Source organism: Stappia sediminis (assembly GCF_009826895.1).
Lineage (GTDB): Bacteria > Pseudomonadota > Alphaproteobacteria > Rhizobiales > Stappiaceae > Hongsoonwoonella > Hongsoonwoonella sediminis.
Genome location: NZ_WUMV01000008.1, coordinates 398695 through 415047, shown reverse-complemented (window position 1 = coordinate 415047; position 16353 = coordinate 398695). Strand labels below are relative to the sequence as shown.

11 protein-coding genes are annotated in these 16353 nt (G+C 62.8%); 3 read left to right on the top strand and 8 right to left on the bottom strand.

Going from position 1 to position 16353, the window contains the following annotated elements; all coding sequences use genetic code 11:
• Positions 1-17 precede the first annotated feature (17 nt).
• The 3 genes from GR183_RS18375 to GR183_RS18365 all read left to right on the top strand — a co-directional run bounded on the left by GR183_RS18375 (position 18) and on the right by GR183_RS18365 (position 3727).
• On the top strand, positions 18-1673 hold the full coding sequence (locus tag GR183_RS18375; RefSeq protein ID WP_160777123.1) for an alpha-glucosidase family protein: 1656 nt from the start codon (positions 18-20) through the stop codon (positions 1671-1673).
• Positions 1674-1772: 99 nt separating this feature from the next.
• Positions 1773-2870 (top strand): ABC transporter ATP-binding protein, encoded by a 1098-nt coding sequence (locus tag GR183_RS18370; RefSeq protein WP_160777122.1) that lies wholly within the window; start codon positions 1773-1775, stop codon positions 2868-2870.
• Positions 2871-2980: 110 nt separating this feature from the next.
• On the top strand, positions 2981-3727 hold the full coding sequence (locus GR183_RS18365; RefSeq protein WP_160777121.1) for a winged helix-turn-helix domain-containing protein: 747 nt from the start codon (positions 2981-2983) through the stop codon (positions 3725-3727).
• Here the strand turns inward: GR183_RS18365 and GR183_RS18360 are convergent.
• From GR183_RS18360 to zwf, 8 genes are all read right to left on the bottom strand, one after another.
• Positions 3685-6357 carry an ATP-binding protein gene (locus GR183_RS18360; protein ID WP_160777120.1) on the bottom strand — a complete coding sequence of 891 codons (2673 nt, stop codon included), beginning with the start codon at positions 6355-6357 and terminating at the stop codon, positions 3685-3687. The two genes, GR183_RS18365 and GR183_RS18360, sit on opposite strands and share 43 nt — an antisense overlap.
• 58 nt (positions 6358-6415) lie before the next feature.
• Complete coding sequence (locus GR183_RS18355; RefSeq protein WP_160777119.1) at positions 6416-7483, bottom strand: ABC transporter ATP-binding protein; 1068 nt, start codon at positions 7481-7483, stop codon at positions 6416-6418.
• Positions 7480-9645, bottom strand: coding sequence for an ABC transporter permease (locus GR183_RS18350; protein ID WP_160777118.1), 2166 nt, complete (start codon positions 9643-9645; stop codon positions 7480-7482). Before GR183_RS18350 ends, GR183_RS18355 begins: the two co-directional genes overlap by 4 nt.
• Positions 9646-9881: 236 nt before the next feature.
• Entirely contained in the window at positions 9882-10916 is a 1035-nt protein-coding gene (locus tag GR183_RS18345; protein WP_160777117.1) for an ABC transporter substrate-binding protein, read from the bottom strand.
• A 184-nt stretch (positions 10917-11100) separates the two neighbouring features.
• Positions 11101-11892, bottom strand: coding sequence for an inositol monophosphatase family protein (locus GR183_RS18340; RefSeq protein ID WP_160777116.1), 792 nt, complete (start codon positions 11890-11892; stop codon positions 11101-11103).
• Between the two features lie 96 nt (positions 11893-11988).
• Positions 11989-12876 (bottom strand): SMP-30/gluconolactonase/LRE family protein, encoded by an 888-nt coding sequence (locus tag GR183_RS18335; RefSeq protein ID WP_376765782.1) that lies wholly within the window; start codon positions 12874-12876, stop codon positions 11989-11991.
• 13 nt (positions 12877-12889) lie between these two features.
• Positions 12890-14710 (bottom strand): phosphogluconate dehydratase, encoded by a 1821-nt coding sequence (gene edd, locus GR183_RS18330; protein ID WP_160777114.1) that lies wholly within the window; start codon positions 14708-14710, stop codon positions 12890-12892.
• A 165-nt stretch (positions 14711-14875) separates the two neighbouring features.
• Complete coding sequence (gene zwf / locus GR183_RS18325) at positions 14876-16348, bottom strand: glucose-6-phosphate dehydrogenase (protein WP_160777113.1); 1473 nt, start codon at positions 16346-16348, stop codon at positions 14876-14878.
• Positions 16349-16353: the final 5 nt, after the last annotated feature.

The following is a 16353-nucleotide window of genomic DNA, read 5'->3' as shown; positions in this document are numbered from 1 at the left end:
CAATCAAGGGATAATCCATGTCGTCGCATGCAGAAAATCCGGCTGCCAGCCGCTCGCCCGACCAGGCAGACTGGTGGCGCGGGGCGGTCATCTACCAGGTCTACCCTCGCTCGTTCGCCGATTCGAACGGCGACGGTATCGGCGACCTGCCGGGTATTGTCGACCATATCGGCCATATCGCCGAGCTTGGTGCCGATGCGATCTGGATCTCGCCGTTCTTCCGCTCGCCGATGGACGATTTCGGCTATGACGTCGCGGATTTCTGCGATGTCGACCCGATGTTCGGCACGCTTGCGGATTTCGACCGGCTGGTGGAGGCCGCCCATGAGCGCGGGCTGAAAGTGCTGATCGACCTTGTCATCTCGCACACCTCCGACCAGCATCCTTGGTTTGCCGAAAGCCGGTCGAACCGCACGAACGACAAGGCGGACTGGTATGTCTGGGCGGATGCGAAGCCGGATGGGACGCCGCCCAACAACTGGCTTTCGGTCTTCGGCGGACCCGCATGGGAGTGGGACACGCGCCGGCACCAGTACTACCTGCATAACTTCCTGAAATCCCAGCCGGATCTCAACTATCACAACACTCAGGTTCAGGATGCGGTTCTCGAAGCCGCCCGTTTCTGGCTGGACCGCGGTGTCGACGGCTTCCGTCTGGACACGGTCAACTTCTACTTTCACGACAAGGACCTGAAGGACAACCCGCCGGTTGGCGAGAAGGCGAGGGTTGCAGGCGTCGCGCTGTCCAACCCTTACGCCTATCAGGACCACATCCACGACAAGACGCAGCCGGAAAACCTCGCGTTTCTGGAGCGCCTGAGGCGGCTTTGCGACAGCTATTCAGGCATTGCCACCGTCGGCGAGATCGGTGCCGATCACGATCCGCTTGCCACCATGGCGGCTTACACAGAGGCCGGAAAGCGCCTCAACATGGCTTATACGTTCGACCTTTTGTCGGAAAGCTTCTCAGCCGCTTTCATTCGCAAGACGGTAGAGGATTTCGAGGCGGCGATCGGTACGGGCTGGCCGAGCTGGGCGTTTTCCAACCACGATGTGCGCCGTGTGATTTCGCGCTGGAACCTCGATCACGACACGAGCCGTGCCGCTCCGATGCTGGTCGCTCTCATCGCCTCGCTCAGGGGAAGCCCCTGCATCTACCAGGGGGAGGAACTCGGCCTCGTGGAGGCCGACGTGCCCTATGAATTGCTGCAGGATCCTTACGGGCGCCAGTTCTGGCCCGAGTACAAGGGCCGGGACGGGTGCCGCACGCCGATGCCCTGGTCCGACAGCGCGCCGCACGCCGGCTTTTCAAGCGGCGATCCGTGGCTTCCCGTGCCGGCCGATCATGCCGTGCATGCTGTCTCGGCGCAGAAGAACGATCCGGGTTCCGTTCTGTCGCGCGTGCGCCGCTTTCTCGCCTGGCGGTCCCGCAACATGGCGCTTCGCAAGGGCTCGATCCGTTTCCTCGACCTGCCGGAGCCGGTTCTGGCGTTCGTGCGCGAAGAGGGGGGCGAAAAGGTGCTGTGCGCGTTCAATCTGGGGGCGGAGCCGGTGAGCGTGGCGCTTGGCGATCTCATGCAGCCGTCGCCCCTGGACGGGCATGGTTTTTCCGGCCTTGTGCAGGAGGCGACGCTGCGGCTTGACGGGCATGACGCCGGGTTCTTCAGGGTTTGATCAGGTAGGCAAATGCAACGGAGACGAAATGAAAGCGATCAACTTTTCGTATTCAGCCGCTTCCAACTGAATAAGGGTTGATCCTGCGGGAGGAATGGAATGGCGCAAGTGGTCCTCAAGAACGTGACCAAGCAATTCGGCTCCGTGAAGGTGATCCGCGGCGTGGATCTTGACATCGCCGACGGAGAATTTGCGGTCTTCGTGGGGCCGTCGGGCTGCGGCAAGTCCACGCTGCTGCGCCTGATTGCGGGGCTGGAGGATATCACGAGCGGCGACCTCTTGATCGGTGGCGAACGCGTGAATGCCAAAACGCCCAAGGAGCGCGGAATTTCCATGGTCTTCCAGTCCTATGCGCTTTATCCGCATATGACGGTCTACGAGAACATGGCCTTCGGCCTGACGCTCGCCAAATCCGGCAGGCAAGAAATCGACAAGGCCGTGCGCGCGGCCGCAGAGATCCTGGAGCTGACGCCGCTTCTCGACCGGTTGCCCAAGCAGCTTTCGGGCGGGCAGCGCCAGCGTGTCGCCATCGGGCGGGCCATCGTGCGCAACCCTCGCGTATTTCTGTTCGACGAACCGCTGTCCAACCTCGATGCCGCCCTGAGGGTGCAGATGCGCATCGAGATCGCCAAGCTTCACAAGGAGATGGGCGTGACGATGATCTACGTCACCCATGACCAGGTCGAGGCCATGACGCTTGCCGACAAGATCGTCGTGCTGAATGCCGGCAACGTGGAGCAGGTCGGTCCGCCTCTCGAGCTTTACCACCACCCGCGCAACATCTTCGTGGCCGGCTTCATCGGCTCACCGAAAATGAATTTCATCGACACAAAAATCGATGCGGTCGACGCGGAGGGGATAAAGGTCGGGCTGCCGGGCGGCGGTTCGGCTGTGGCGAAGGTGAAGGGCGATGGTGCGTCGGCCGGCGACAGCGTCATTCTTGGCATCCGCCCGGAACATTTGACGACACGGACCGAGGGATCCGATACCGTTTTGAAAGGCAAGGTGGATGTGCTCGAACAGTTGGGCGAGGCCTATCTGCTGCACACAAGACTTGCCGATGGCTCGCTCGTGACGGCGAAAATCCCCGGCGATGCGGCCTATAACGAGGGTGATGAAGTCAGCCTCGGCGTTTCCAACGAGCTTTGCCACATGTTCCGCGCCTCGGACGAACTGGCCTTCGGCAGAAACATCTAACGTGGCGGTACGATACCCGCAGACCCCTTCCGCTTGCCGAGCAGCGAAAGTCGTGAAACATTTACGCCGCTAACGAATGACAAGAACGAAGCATGCTCGGGAGGATGCCGATGACGTCGTCGGCGACGGGTGGACGTGTCGCGGTCGTCGAGGACGACCGGATCGTCCGCGATACGGTGGTCGACATTCTGCAGGAGGGCGGTTTCAGCGCGCTTGCTTGCGAAAGCGCGGGCGCGCTTGCCAAGCTTATGGGGGATGTGAATCCGCCAGAGCTGATCATCCTCGATTTGCAGCTTCCGGACCGGGATGGCCTTGCCGTGGCCGGCTCCATCCGTTCTTCCAGCGATATACCGATTATCATGCTGACAGGGCGCGGCAGCGATGTGGACCGTATCGTCGGCCTGGAGATCGGCGCGGACGACTATATGGTCAAGCCGTTTAATCCGCGCGAGCTTCTTGCCCGGGTTAAGGCGGTGCTTCGCCGCAAGGGACCGGGCCAGCTTTCGCCGGTTCCCGCCGAAACGCAGCGGCGCGGCTATCGCTTCCTGGGGTTCTCGCTCGACCTTGACGGGCGCAAGCTCACCGACCCGTCGGGTGTCCCGGTTTCTCTTACCGTTTCGGAGTTCGATCTTCTTGCGGCCCTCGTCGAGGCGCGCGGGCGCGTGCTGTCGCGCAACCAGCTTCTCGACCTGATGCGCCGGCGCAACGACGACGTTTTCGACCGGACAATAGACGTGTTGATACTCAGGCTCAGGCGCAAGATCGAACCGAGCCCGCGCAATCCGCGGTTCATCCGTACCGAGCGTGGCCTCGGCTATGTGTTCGACGCACAGGTAGAGCCGCTTGACGGCTCCTGAATACGGGCGCCATCAAGCGCTTCACGGATTCTGAGCGCCAGGGTTTCCCGGCGATAGGGCTTTTCCAGAATGCGCTCCGGCATGGGGGCCGCCGCCCGGTCCGGCGGTGTCTGGCGCATGAAGCCGGAGCAGAAAAGCACCGGCATCAGTGGCTTGATCCTCAGCGCCCGCTCGGCAAGTTCCGGTCCATTCACGCCACCGGCAAGAACGACGTCGGTGAACAACAGATCGAAATTTTCGGCGCGGATCCCGTCAAGCGCATCCTCCGCATTGGCAACAGCCGTTACCCGGTATCCAAGGCCCGATAGCATGTCGACGGCCGTTTCGCGGACCAGATCCTCATCCTCGACGACCAGAATTTTTTCCCCGTTCGCCCGCGGCACCGGTACCGCAACCTCATCGCGCGGTGCGGGCCGGACGGTCTCGCTTGTCGCCGGAAAGCAAAGCTGGATCGACGTGCCTTGCGCGGGCGCGCTTTCGATCTCGATCCGCCCGCCCGACTGGCGTACGAAACCATAGACCATCGACAGGCCGAGGCCGCTTCCCCGTCCGAAGGGTTTCGTGGTGAAGAAGGGCTCCAGCACCCTTGCCCGGACATCCGCGGTCATGCCGCTGCCGGTATCGCGTACAAGGATCGTCACTTCGCGCGTGGCCCCTGAAGGATCGGAGTTCGCGCGTGTCGCAATGGTAATCCGCCCGCGTCCGTCGATCGCATCGCGGCTGTTGAACACGAGGTTGAAAAGCGCGTTCTCAAGTTGCGCGGGATCGACCATGACCGGGGGAATCGACGGGTCGAGATCTAGCATGAGCTCAATGCCGGGATCGAGGCTGTAGCCGAGCAGGTCGTTCAGGCTTTCCACCAGCTCGTTCAGATCGGTCACTTGCGGCAGGAGCGCCTGCCGGCGGGCGAAGGAGAGCAGGCGCTGCGTCATCGCGGCCCCGCCTTCCGCCGCATCGAGTGCGCGCAAGGACCGGCTTTTCAGCTTTTCCGATGCCGCGCCGTCGTCGTGGATCAGCTGCAGATTGCCCATGATCGCGGCAAGGCGGTTGTTGAAATCGTGGGCGATGCCGCCGGTAAGCTGCCCGACGGCCTCCATCTTCTGTGCCTGTTGCAATTGCTGTTGCAGGGCCTTGCGGTCCGTCAGGTCCGTCAGGCTGGCGATTACGCCGCCGTTCGGCATGGCGCCCGCGCGAATTTCGATCGTTCGACCGTCGGGCGTGTGCAGTTCCAGCACCGCGAAGGGCGCGATGCGCCCACGTGCGAAACGCGTCAGGTCGATCGGCCGTCCGTCGACCGTCCGCGCCTTGACATTGGTCGCCGAAAGCCTGTCGAGCAACTCCGGCATGGAAACGCCTTCTCGGATCTCTTCCGGGTTCAGGCCGCTCAACTCAGCAAAGCGCGGGTTCCAGGCGATCAGACGGCCTTCGCCGTTGAAAAGCGAGATGCCGTCGGAAAGGTTGTCGAAGATCGCCTGCAGCGTTTTCGCATTGTCGGCGAGCTTTTCGGAAAGCTCCTCCCGCTCGATGGCCTGACGCTTGAAGATGTCGAAGGCGCGCGCGAGGTCCCCCAGTTCGTCCTGGCGCTCGACGCCGGGAACCTCCGCGCTTCGGTCTCCGGCGGCTAGGCGCGTCATGGCGCCGGTCGCGCGGCGCAGGTTGTCGGCAACGTCGCGCATGACGAAACTGGCGGCTCCCAATGCCGCCAGCAGGCAGAGGCCGGCAACCGCAAGAAGCGCCGATTTGCCAAAGCGCAGCACCGAAATCGTTTCCTCGCTGCGTTGGAGGGCGGATGAGCGCACCACGTCGGCAAGCGAGGATACCGTCGCCGTCAACTGCGCCGAGGCGGTGTTGATCGCCGCCAGAAGGACTTCCGAGCGGTTTCGGGTGCTGATCTGGTTTAAACGGCTGGTGAAGATCGGCGCCATCGCCTCGATCTTGCCGTTGAGGCCGGCGTGCGGCCCGAAGGCGAGTTCGCTTTCCACGAGTAGCGCCATCTTGAGAAAACGCTTGCGGATTTCCTCCACGGCGACGACCGTTTCCGCTGCGCTTGCCTCAAGAACGAGTTCGCTCAGATCGCCAAGGCGGGCGGCAAGGTTCGGCGACAGGCTGCTGGGATCTGCCGCGGTATCGTCAATCCGCTTGGCGGAGTTCCTGAAGTCGGCGAGCGCCGTGAAGGCATGCGTCATGCCGGCATCGGCCGCAAGCCGTTCTCCGGTGACATCCAACAGCGCCCGCAGTATTCCCTCAAGGCGCGCGGCGAGGCGGACGGCGGAGGGAACGTCCGTCGGGCGGGGAATGTTCTTCTCATTAAGCCGCGGCAGGCTGATCGCAAGTTCGGTGAATTCGGCAAGACGCGCTTCGATTTCCGCGCGGCCCGCCGTTATTTGCCGTTCGCTCCTGAGTTCCGAAATGTATGGCGCGCGCGCGGCAAGGCTCGCGCTTCGTTCCGCCACCGTCAGAACAAGCGAAAGATCGCTCAGACTGTCTGCCTGAAGCGTCTCGAGCGCCGTCTCGGTTCGCGTGAAACCGTGCCAGCCGGTCACGCCGGCAAGCAGCGTCAGACCGACCAGCGCTCCGAGCGCCACCATCAGCCGACCATGGACCCCGCGTGGCTTCAGCGCGCCGGACATCATTTCCCGCCTGGTTGTTTATCCAAGGGCTTTTAGGATGGCAGGGCCCCTGTTGCGGTTATCTCGCCACTAGAGCCATCCCCGTTTCCGTGAAACATGCCACCGCATCGGTCCCCGGCGCAACGGCGCCGGCGACATTGTGGTCGATTGCGAACAGCTCGCCAACCTCGCTTTCAAGCGCATATTCCATGTGCGAGCCGAGATAGACGGATTTGCGCACGACGACCGGCAGGCCTTCTTGCTGCCGCGTGGTATCGAGGCGGATGGCGTTCGGGCGGATCGCGACGAGCACATCCTCCGGAGCTTCCGGCCGATCCGGCACATTGAGGAACACTCCTCCGACGTCGACCGTGGCAGACCGCTCGACCCGGCCCGTGATCCGGCCTTCGATCAGGTTCGCGCCGCCGATGAAGTCCGCGACGAAGCGGTCGGCCGGGCGCTCGTAGAGGTCGCGCGGCGTTCCCTCCTGCGCGATCACCGCCCTGTTCATCACGATGATCTTGTCGGAAACGGCAAGCGCTTCCTCCTGGTCGTGGGTCACATAGACGGAGGTGAGCCCAAGGCTCTGTTGCAGGTCGCGGATATCGTCGCGCATGCGCCGGCGCAGCTTGGCGTCGAGGTTGGACAACGGTTCGTCGAAAAGCAGGACCTCGGGCTCAAGCACGAGCGCGCGCGCCACGGCCACACGCTGCTGCTGACCGCCGGACAACTCGCTCGGCAAGCGCCCTTCAAAGCCCGCAAGACCAACGAGCCTCAGGCCCTCCGCCGCCTTTTCCTCCCGGTCCTTGCGCGAAAAGCCGGACATCTCAAGGCCAAAGGATACGTTCTCGATCACCGTCATATGCGGGAAAAGCGCGTAACTCTGGAATACCATGGCCACGCTTCGGTCGGTCGCGTGCAGGAGGGTTACGTCCTTGCCGCCGATGAGGACCGTGCCTTCGCTGACGGATTCAAGCCCCGCGATCATGCGCAAGGTGGTCGTCTTGCCGCAGCCGGAAGGGCCGAGCAGCGTGACGAGCGTGCCGGGGTCGGCGGTAAAGCTTACGTTGTCGACAGCGACGACGTTTCCGAAACGGCGGGTGACATTGCGGAATTCGACGCCGCCCGATTTGGTGTCGACGCTCATGCGGGGACCTCCTGTTTGACCGCGTCAGAGGATGTTCTTCTTGAAACCTTGCGTTCGCCGACGGCGAACTGGATCAGGGTGATCGCCGCCGCCATGATGACGATCAGCGTCGCGCTATAGGCGATCGCCAGGCCGTACTCGCCGTTCTCCACGCGCCCGACGATGTAGGACGTCGCAAGGTCGTAGCGCGCGCTGACGAGGAAGATCACCGCGCTGACCGACGTGATAGCCCGGACGAAGGAATAGACGAGAGCCGCGACGATCGCGGGCCGCAGCAACGGCAGAACCACGCGGCGCACGGTCTGGGCGCTGGTCGCGCCAAGCGTCATCGCGCATTCGTCCAGGCTCTTGTCGATCTGGCTCATCGCCGCAACGCCCGCGCGGATGCTGACGGGCATGTTGCGATAGATGAAGCAGAGTATGAGGATGATGCCGGTGCCGGTGATTTCCAGCGGCGGCGTGTTGAAGGCGAGAATATAGCTGACGCCGATGACGGTGCCGGGAATGGCGAAGCTCAACATGGTGATGAATTCGAAGCTCGCCTGGCCGGCGAAGCGCTGGCGAACCAGCAGATAGGCGGTCAGGAGGCCCATGCCGGCCGTCAGCGGTGCGGAAATGGCGGCGATCTCCAGCGTGGTGAATAGCGAATCCCACGCCCGGCCGGACCACAACAGCCCGAACTCGGTCCATTCCAGGCCGAAGTTCGCCGCGAAATGGTCAAGCGAGAAGCTGTTGTCCCGGCCCCAGTTCTTCACGAAACCGCCGAACATGATCATCGTGTAGAGGATCAGCGTGAACACCGCCCAGGGAATGGCGGTGGCATAGCAGACGTATTTCAGTCCGCGCGGAAGCTCCGATGGACGGCCGGAATCGCCCTTGCCGGTCAGTGTTTGGTAAGACTTCTTGCCGAGCCAGCGACGCTGGACGTAGAACGCGCCGACACAAAGCATCAGGAGCACGATGGCCAGCGCACCCGCGCGGCCCGGATCGTTCTGCGATCCCACGACGGCAAAGAAGATCTTGGTGGAAAGAACGTCGTAGTTGCCGCCAAGGACGAGCGGATTACCGAAGTCGGCCAGGCTTTCGATGAAGCCGATGAGGAAGGCGTTGGCAAGTCCGGGGCGCAGCAGCGGCCATGTGACGTATCTGAACGTCTGCCACCTGTTGGCGCGCAGGGTGTGCGATGCTTCTTCCATGGAAGGGGCAATGCCCTGCACGACGCCGATCAGCACGAGAAAGGCGATGGGCGTGAAGGCGAGTGCCTGCGTCATCAGAATGCCGGGCAGGCCGTAGATCCAGCGCGACCGCCCGATGTCGAACGCATCCGCGAAAAAGGTCGTAACCGTCCCGTTGCGTCCGAAAAGCAGGATGATCGCAAGGCTGATCACGAAGGGCGGCGTGATGATCGGCAGGACGGTAAGCAGGCGTAGTCCGCGCTTGAAAGGGAAGTTCGTGCGCGTTGCGATCAGCGCGAAGGCAAGCCCCAGCAGCGTCGTGATCGCGCCGGTCAGGATGCCAAGGCGAAGGCTGTTCCAGAAAACGCCGCAGCGCCGGTTTTCAAAGGCGCAGGAAAGGCTCCAGATGTCCGCATCGGTCATCCTGTAGAAGAAGGAAACCACCGCCGATTGTTCGCCGTCGGGAATCGCGGCATTGGTCAGGATCGTACTGACGGGAAGGAAGACGAAGAAGAGGATCGTGCCGATCACGAGGCCGATCGAGCCTGTTACGAAACGGTCGCCCTTCATCCAGCCGCGTGCGGCAAGGCCCTCCGTCAGCATGAACAGGAAGGAAAACAGCGTGACGTTCGCGCCGTATCCGAAACCGTTTTGAAAACGGTCCGTCGGGCCGAAAACACTCTGGAGGAACGCCCAGGACCAGCCGTTCAGCCCGAATGCGAAACCCTGCAGCACCATATATGCGATGCCGATGATGCCTGCGGCCACAAGCGCCGAAGCGCGCGACTGAACGTCCTTCGTGAGATAGACGATCGGCAAGAGTAACGGCACCAGCAACGGCAGGAGCCAGGGCGCGGAGCCGAAGAGGCCGGCGAAAAGAGCGGGCAGGGACCATGTCCGGTCATCGGACAGGGGCGTGTCGTACCACGGTAGAAGGGCGAAACCGATCCAACCCGCGGCGAGCCAGAACCATTGGCTGCGTCGCATGTCGATGCGTCCTTGAAGATGCGATATGCCCGCTGGCAACGGGCCTTTTCTACGAACGAGCGAGCGGCCGGCTCTTTGGTACGCGTTTCGGCTCACGTCGGGAGGGAGCCGGCCGCCTGATAGAGCCACATGAGCGCGAATGTTCGCGCATATGGCGGCCCTAACGCTCTTGTTCCGATCAAATTTCCGCATCCGGATGTCGCCATCCGAATGCGGAGCGATCTGACGGCTTGCTCTTAGTTGAGGCTGCCGATCTCGTCATCCCAGCGCGAAAGCAGGCGCTGACGCGTCGCGGAACTGCCGTATTCCTTGAAGTCGTAGTCGATCAGCTTCACCGTATCGAGGCTCGGCGCCTCCGGCGGGACTTTCGCGCCGACGTTCGACGGAACCTGGAAGCTCTTCACCGATGCGCCGATCTCCTGCGCTTCGGCGGTCAGCGCCCAGTCGTACCACTTGCGCGCGGCATCCGGGTTCGGTCCGCCCTTGACGATGCTCATCGAGCCGATCTCGTAGCCCGTGCCCTCGCAAGGCGCGATCACCTTGACCGGGAACCCGCCGACGCGCTGCTGCACGCCGTCGTGCATGAAGTTGATGCCGATGCCGGTTTCACCGCGTGCCGCGGCTTTCGCGGGTGCGGAGCCGGACTTGGTGTACTGGTTGATGTTGTTGTGGAGCTGCTTCTGGTAATCGAAGGCAGCGTCCTCACCCAGCAGCTGAACCAGCGAAGCAAGCGCGGTATAGGCCGTGCCGGAAGAGTTCGGGTTGGCGATCTGGATCTCGCCCTTGTACTCCGGCTTGATCAGGTCGGCCCAGCAGCTCGGCACCGGCAGGTTCTTGTCTTCCAGGACCTCGGTGTTGTAGGTGAAGCCGAGCGCGCCGGCATAGATGCCTACAGTGCGGTTCCCGGAAGAGGTCGCCTGCGAGACCGCCCAGGGCTGCAGCTTCTCGAGCATCGGCGAGGTGTATTCCTCGGTTAGGCCTTCTTCGGCCGCCTGCAGGTGCGGATCTCCGGTGCCGCCCCACCACACGTCACCCTTCGGGTTGCTTGCTTCGGCCTTTAGCTGGGCGTAGGTCTCGCCGGAGCTCTTGCGGGTCATCGCGACGTCGATGCCCGTTGCGCGGCTGAAGCCGTTGGCCATGGCCGAGCACCACTCTTCCCCGACGCTGCAGTAAAGGACGAGGCTTTCGGCCATCGCCGCGCCGTTCGACAAGGTGACGGCAAGAGCGGCAGTCGAGGCAAGCAGGCGAAGCCTGCCGGAGATCGTTTTCATCGTTTCCTCCAAACAGAATTATCCGGGGCGTTGCTCACCCCCGTTTTCTCGGACGATCGCCGCACTGTCCGACCCAAAGCAGGAAAGCGGCTGGGCCGGTAGCCTGACGGCGAACCCGTGCTTCCAGCCTGTGCCCCCGATATGAACCGGAAATTTCAGATGCCGGCGACCGTTTGTAATTCTGTTAACAGTCGAAACCTGTGGCCTTGCTCAGGAAACCCTTCAGGCCGGGCGTGCAGGCGAAAATGGTGTTGCCCTCCATCAGCCCGTTGTCGGCCATGAAGTCGTTCACGTAGCCGCCGGCTTCCGCGATGAGAACGATGCCGGCCATCACATCCCAGGAATTGATGTGGTTTTCGAAATATCCGTCGAGCCGCCCGGCGGAAACGAGGGCGAGCGAGAGCGCGCCCGCGCCCTGGCCGCGATGGCTGCAGCGCTCCTCGAAAAGCGTGGCGATGGTGTTGACGTGAAGCTCAGGCGGTTTTCGGAAATTGGAGCCGATTGCGACGACCGCTTCCGTCGGTTCCGTGGTCGCCGAAACACTGATCGCTTCGCCGTTGAGCGTCGCGCCCTGGCCGGCGGCCGCGGAATAAAGCTCGTCCTGGATCGGATCGTAAATCACACCGACAGAGGGTTTGCCGTCGACGACGAGGCCGATCGAAACGCACCAGAAGCCGATGCCGCGCACGAAGTTATGCGTGCCGTCGATCGGGTCGACAACCCAGACGATACGATCCGGCGTTCCGCCGGTTTCTTCGCCGATGAAGCCGTCTTCGGGAAAAACGGCGCCGAGCCGCTCGCGGATCAGCTTTTCGGTTTCCTTGTCGACCTCGCTGACGAAATCCTGCGTGCCCTTCGCCTCCACGGTGAACCTGCGGTTCCGGAAGCGATCGAGCGCAAGCTTGCCCGCCTCTCGCGCGGCAGCTTCGGCCACGCGGCGGCGTGCCGACAGGAGTGCTTCGTTTGCATTCGACATGAAATCGTCCTCGTTTGAAAAATCTGTCCCGGCCCATCGGATACGGACCGTTTGTGAACGGACGATTTCAGGCATGCCGAATAATCCGGCGGGCGGTCACGAAATGCGGAACCGATAGGGAGGCAGTCCGCGCTTGCCCGGCTTGAAGGCAAAGAGGCTGCCGGACATCGGGTGCTCTTCCAGAAGGGCCGGGTCGTCGCCGGGCCGCAAGCTCGTTACCACCAGCGTATCGAGATCCGGCCCGCAGAAGCAGGGGATCGTCGGACGCGGGACCGGAAAGGGCACTTTCTCGATCAGTTCACCGTCCGGCGAAAAGCAGTTGACGACGCCAGCCGAAACGCCGGCCGACCAGTAGTTTCCTTCGGTGTCGGTCGTCGCGCCATCCGGCCGGCCATCCTCGTTCTTCAGGTCGACGAAGCGCCGGCGGTTGGCAGCCGACCCGGTGGCCGGATCGAAGTCCCAGATGTCGACGTAACCCGACGAACTGTCTGCGTGATACAGTCTCGTGCCGTCCGGCGACCACGCAAGACCGTTCGAGACGTAGAGCCCGTCGACGATTTTCGTCACCGACCCATCCACCGTCACCCGGTAGAGCGCGCCGAGAGGTTCCCGCGGCTTGTGATCGTGCATTGTGCCGACCCAGAATGCGCCGTCCGGCCCCACCTTGCCGTCATTCGTGCGGGTGTGCTCGTTATCCTTTTCGATATCCGCGATATGGATTTCTTCACCCGATTGCGGATCGAACAGGACGACGGAGTTTCGCCGGGCGACGATGAAGCGCCCATCTTCCGTCAGGCCGAAGGAACCAATAGTGTCGGGGAACGACCAGACCTGCTGTTCGCCGCTCGCCCAATCATAGGCGTGGATCGCGCAGCCCTTGATGTCGCACCAGAGCAGCCGGTTGGTACGCTCGTCCCAGGTCGCACCTTCGCCAAGTTCATGGCGCGCGTCGATAAGGCAGTGAATATCATGCGTCACAGAAATGCCCCCTCAAGATTCATGCGCCAAAGACATGCGCGCCGGTATCGGCGCTGCCGACCATCGCGCGGAAGGTTGTGAAGAGATCCCGCCCGACGCCCGCCTGGTTTGACGAAAGATCGGCAACGACGGGTTCGCGCGCGTCGAATTCAGCCCTGTCGACAAGGATTTCCAGGGTGCCTTTCGCTGCATCGACGCGCAAGATATCGCCGTCGCGCACCCGAGCGATAGGCCCGCCTTCGGCGGCTTCCGGCGTGACGTGGATCGCCGCCGGCACCTTGCCGGATGCGCCGGACATACGCCCGTCCGTCACAAGCGCGACCTTCAGTCCCCGGTCCTGCAGCACACCAAGCGCGGGTGTAAGCTTGTGGAGTTCGGGCATGCCGTTCGCCTTCGGCCCCTGGAAGCGGATGACGGCGATGAAGTCCGACGTCAGCTCTCCGGCCTTGTAGGCTTCCTGCATTTCCTCCTGCGAATGGAAGACGCGGGCCGGCGCCTCGACCACCTGATGCTCCGGCTTTACCGCCGAAACCTTGATAACCGCCTTGCCGAGATTGCCCGTAAGCACCGAAAGTCCGCCCGTCGGATGGAACGGTTTTTTCGCGGTAGCGAGCACCTTTTCGTTGCCGGAAGCTTGCGGAGCGGCTTCGCGGCGCACTGTGCCGTCGTCGTTGAGCTTTGCTTCCACCGTGTAGCCGGACAGGCCGGTGCCGTTCACCGTGCGCACATCCTCGTGCAGGAGTTTGTCCGAAAGCAGTTCGCGGATCAGGAAGCCAAGACCGCCGGCCGCCTGGAAGTGGTTCACGTCGGCAAGGCCGTTCGGATAGATGCGTGCAAGCAAAGGCACGACGTCCGAAAGATCGGAGATGTCGTCCCACGTCAGCCTGATGCCGGCCGCATGGGCGATGGCGACGAGATGCATCGTGTGGTTCGTGGAGCCGCCGGTGGCATGCAGGCCGACGACGCCGTTGACGATGGCGCGTTCGTCGATCACTTCGCCCGCGGGCGTGTATTCGTTGCCGAGCGCGGTTATCGCGAGTGCGCGCCGCGTGGCTTCCCTGGTCAGCGCATCGCGCAGCGGCGTGTTCGGGTTGACGAAGCTTGCGCCCGGCAGGTGCAGGCCCATGATCTCCATGAGCATCTGGTTGGAATTCGCCGTGCCGTAGAAAGTGCATGTGCCGGGCGAATGATAGGATTTAGATTCCGCTTCCAGAAGCGCCGCACGGTCGACCTTGCCTTCTGAATAGAGCTGGCGGACCTTAGCCTTTTCGTCGTTCGGAAGGCCGGTGGGCATCGGTCCCGCCGGCACGAAAACCGCCGGCAGATGACCGAAGGAGAGTGCGGAGATGACGAGGCCCGGCACGATCTTGTCGCAAATGCCGAGGAAGACGGCGGCATCGAACATCTGGTGCGACAGGCCGACCGCCGCCGCCATGGCGATCACGTCGCGCGAGAAGAGGGAGAGCTCCATGCCCGCCTGGCCTTGCGTGACGCCGTCGCACATGGCCGGCACGCCGCCCGCCACCTGCGCCACCGCACCCACGTCACGCGCCGCTTCGCGTATCAGATCCGGAAACCGCTCATAGGGCTGATGCGCGGAAAGCATATCGTTATAGGCGGTAATGATGCCGAGGTTCGGCACGACATCGCCGGAAAGACGTTCCTTGTCGACAAGTCCGCAGGCCGCGAAGCCATGGGCGAGATTGCCGCAGGAAAGCGTGCCCCGGCGCGGGCCGTCCTCGCCCGCCTTGCGGATACGCTCAAGGTAGATCTCGCGGCTGTCACGGCTTCTCTTCTGGATGCGTTCCGTAACTTCGCCAATCCTCTCGTGAACGGTCATTGATCAATTCCCTTGGCTTTCGGGCAGGCCGGCGCTCGGCGGCCAGTACCCTTCCTGAGTTCTCTAAATCGATTTAGGGCAGCAGTGCGGTTTTCGCACGGCCCGTTGGCAGCTCTTTGAGCATATCCTGTCGCGAAATCCGATCCGGATTTCGCGGGATATTCTCTAGATCATGTCCTCGAACCATGTACGCCCGTCGCGCTCGATCAGGGCTATGGAGGCCGAAGGCCCCCAGGTGCCGGAGGTATAGCCTTTCGGCGCATCCTTCGCCTGCGCCCAGCATTCCAGGATCGGATCGACCCAGGCCCAGGCGGCGTCGACCTCGTCGCGGCGCATGAAGAGCGTCTGGTTGCCGCGGATCACGTCCATGATCAGGCGCTCGTAGGCGTCCGGGTTGCGCACCTTGAAAGCTTCGGCGAAGGACATGTCGAGGGGAACCTCGCGCAGGCGCATGCCGCCCGGGCCGGGGTCCTTGATCATGATCTGCATGCGCACGCCTTCATTCGGCTGAAGCCGAATAACGAGGCGGTTTGCGTTGATGGAGCCCGCTTCGCCGTCGAAGATGGAGTGCGGGATCGGCCGGAACTGGACGACAATCTCCGAAACCCGGGCGGCCAGCCGCTTGCCGGTCCTGAGGTAAAACGGCACGCCGGACCAGCGCCAGTTGGCGATTTCCGACTTGATGGCGACGAAGGTCTCCGTGACGGAATCCGTGCGGCCCAACTCCTCCAGATACCCCGAAACGGCGCCACCGGCCGATGCGCCCGCACGATATTGGCCGCGCACCGTCCGCTTTTCGACCGTTTCCGGATCGAGCGGCATAAGCGCCTTGAGAACTTTCAGTTTTTCGTCGCGTACGGAATCGGCATCCATGGATTCCGGCGGCTCCATGGCCACAAGGCAGAGAAGCTGGAGCAGGTGGTTCTGCACCATGTCGCGCAGCGCGCCCGCGGTATCGTAATAGCCGGCGCGCCCTTCCACGCCGAGGCTTTCGGCCACCGTTATCTGCACATGATCGATATGGGCGGAGTTCCACAGCGGCTCGAACAGTGCGTTGGCGAAGCGAAGCGCCATCAGGTTCTGAACCGTCTCCTTGCCCAGGTAATGGTCGATACGGAAGATCTGATCCTCGCGGAAAACCTCTCCCACAGTGTCGTTGAGCTTTTTTGCGGAAGCTCCATCCTTGCCGATCGGCTTTTCGATGACGACGCGGGTCGTATCGGTCACCAGATCATGCGCGCCGATGCGCTCGCAGATCGGGCCGAAAAAGTCGGGCGAAACCGCGAGATAGAACGCGCGCACGACGTCCGGACGTTCGGCGAGCACTCCGGCAAGGTCCTGCCACCCCTTGTCGGCCCCGGCGTCGACGGCAAGATAGTCGATACGTTCGAGAAACCTCTTGAAGACCGTCTCGTCCAGATCGCCGACATGTTCGCGCACGGATTCTTCGGCCCATTCCCTGTATTTGCCGGGTTCGAGGTCGCGCCGTGCGCAGGCTATTATGCGGGCCTCGTCCGGCAGTTGGCCGTCGCAATCGCGGTGATAGAGGGCCGGCAGGAGTTTGCGGTGCGCAAGGTCGCCGGTTGCGCCGAAGACGATCAGGTCGAAGGGATCAACTTCGATAACGCGGGATGCCATGGGGC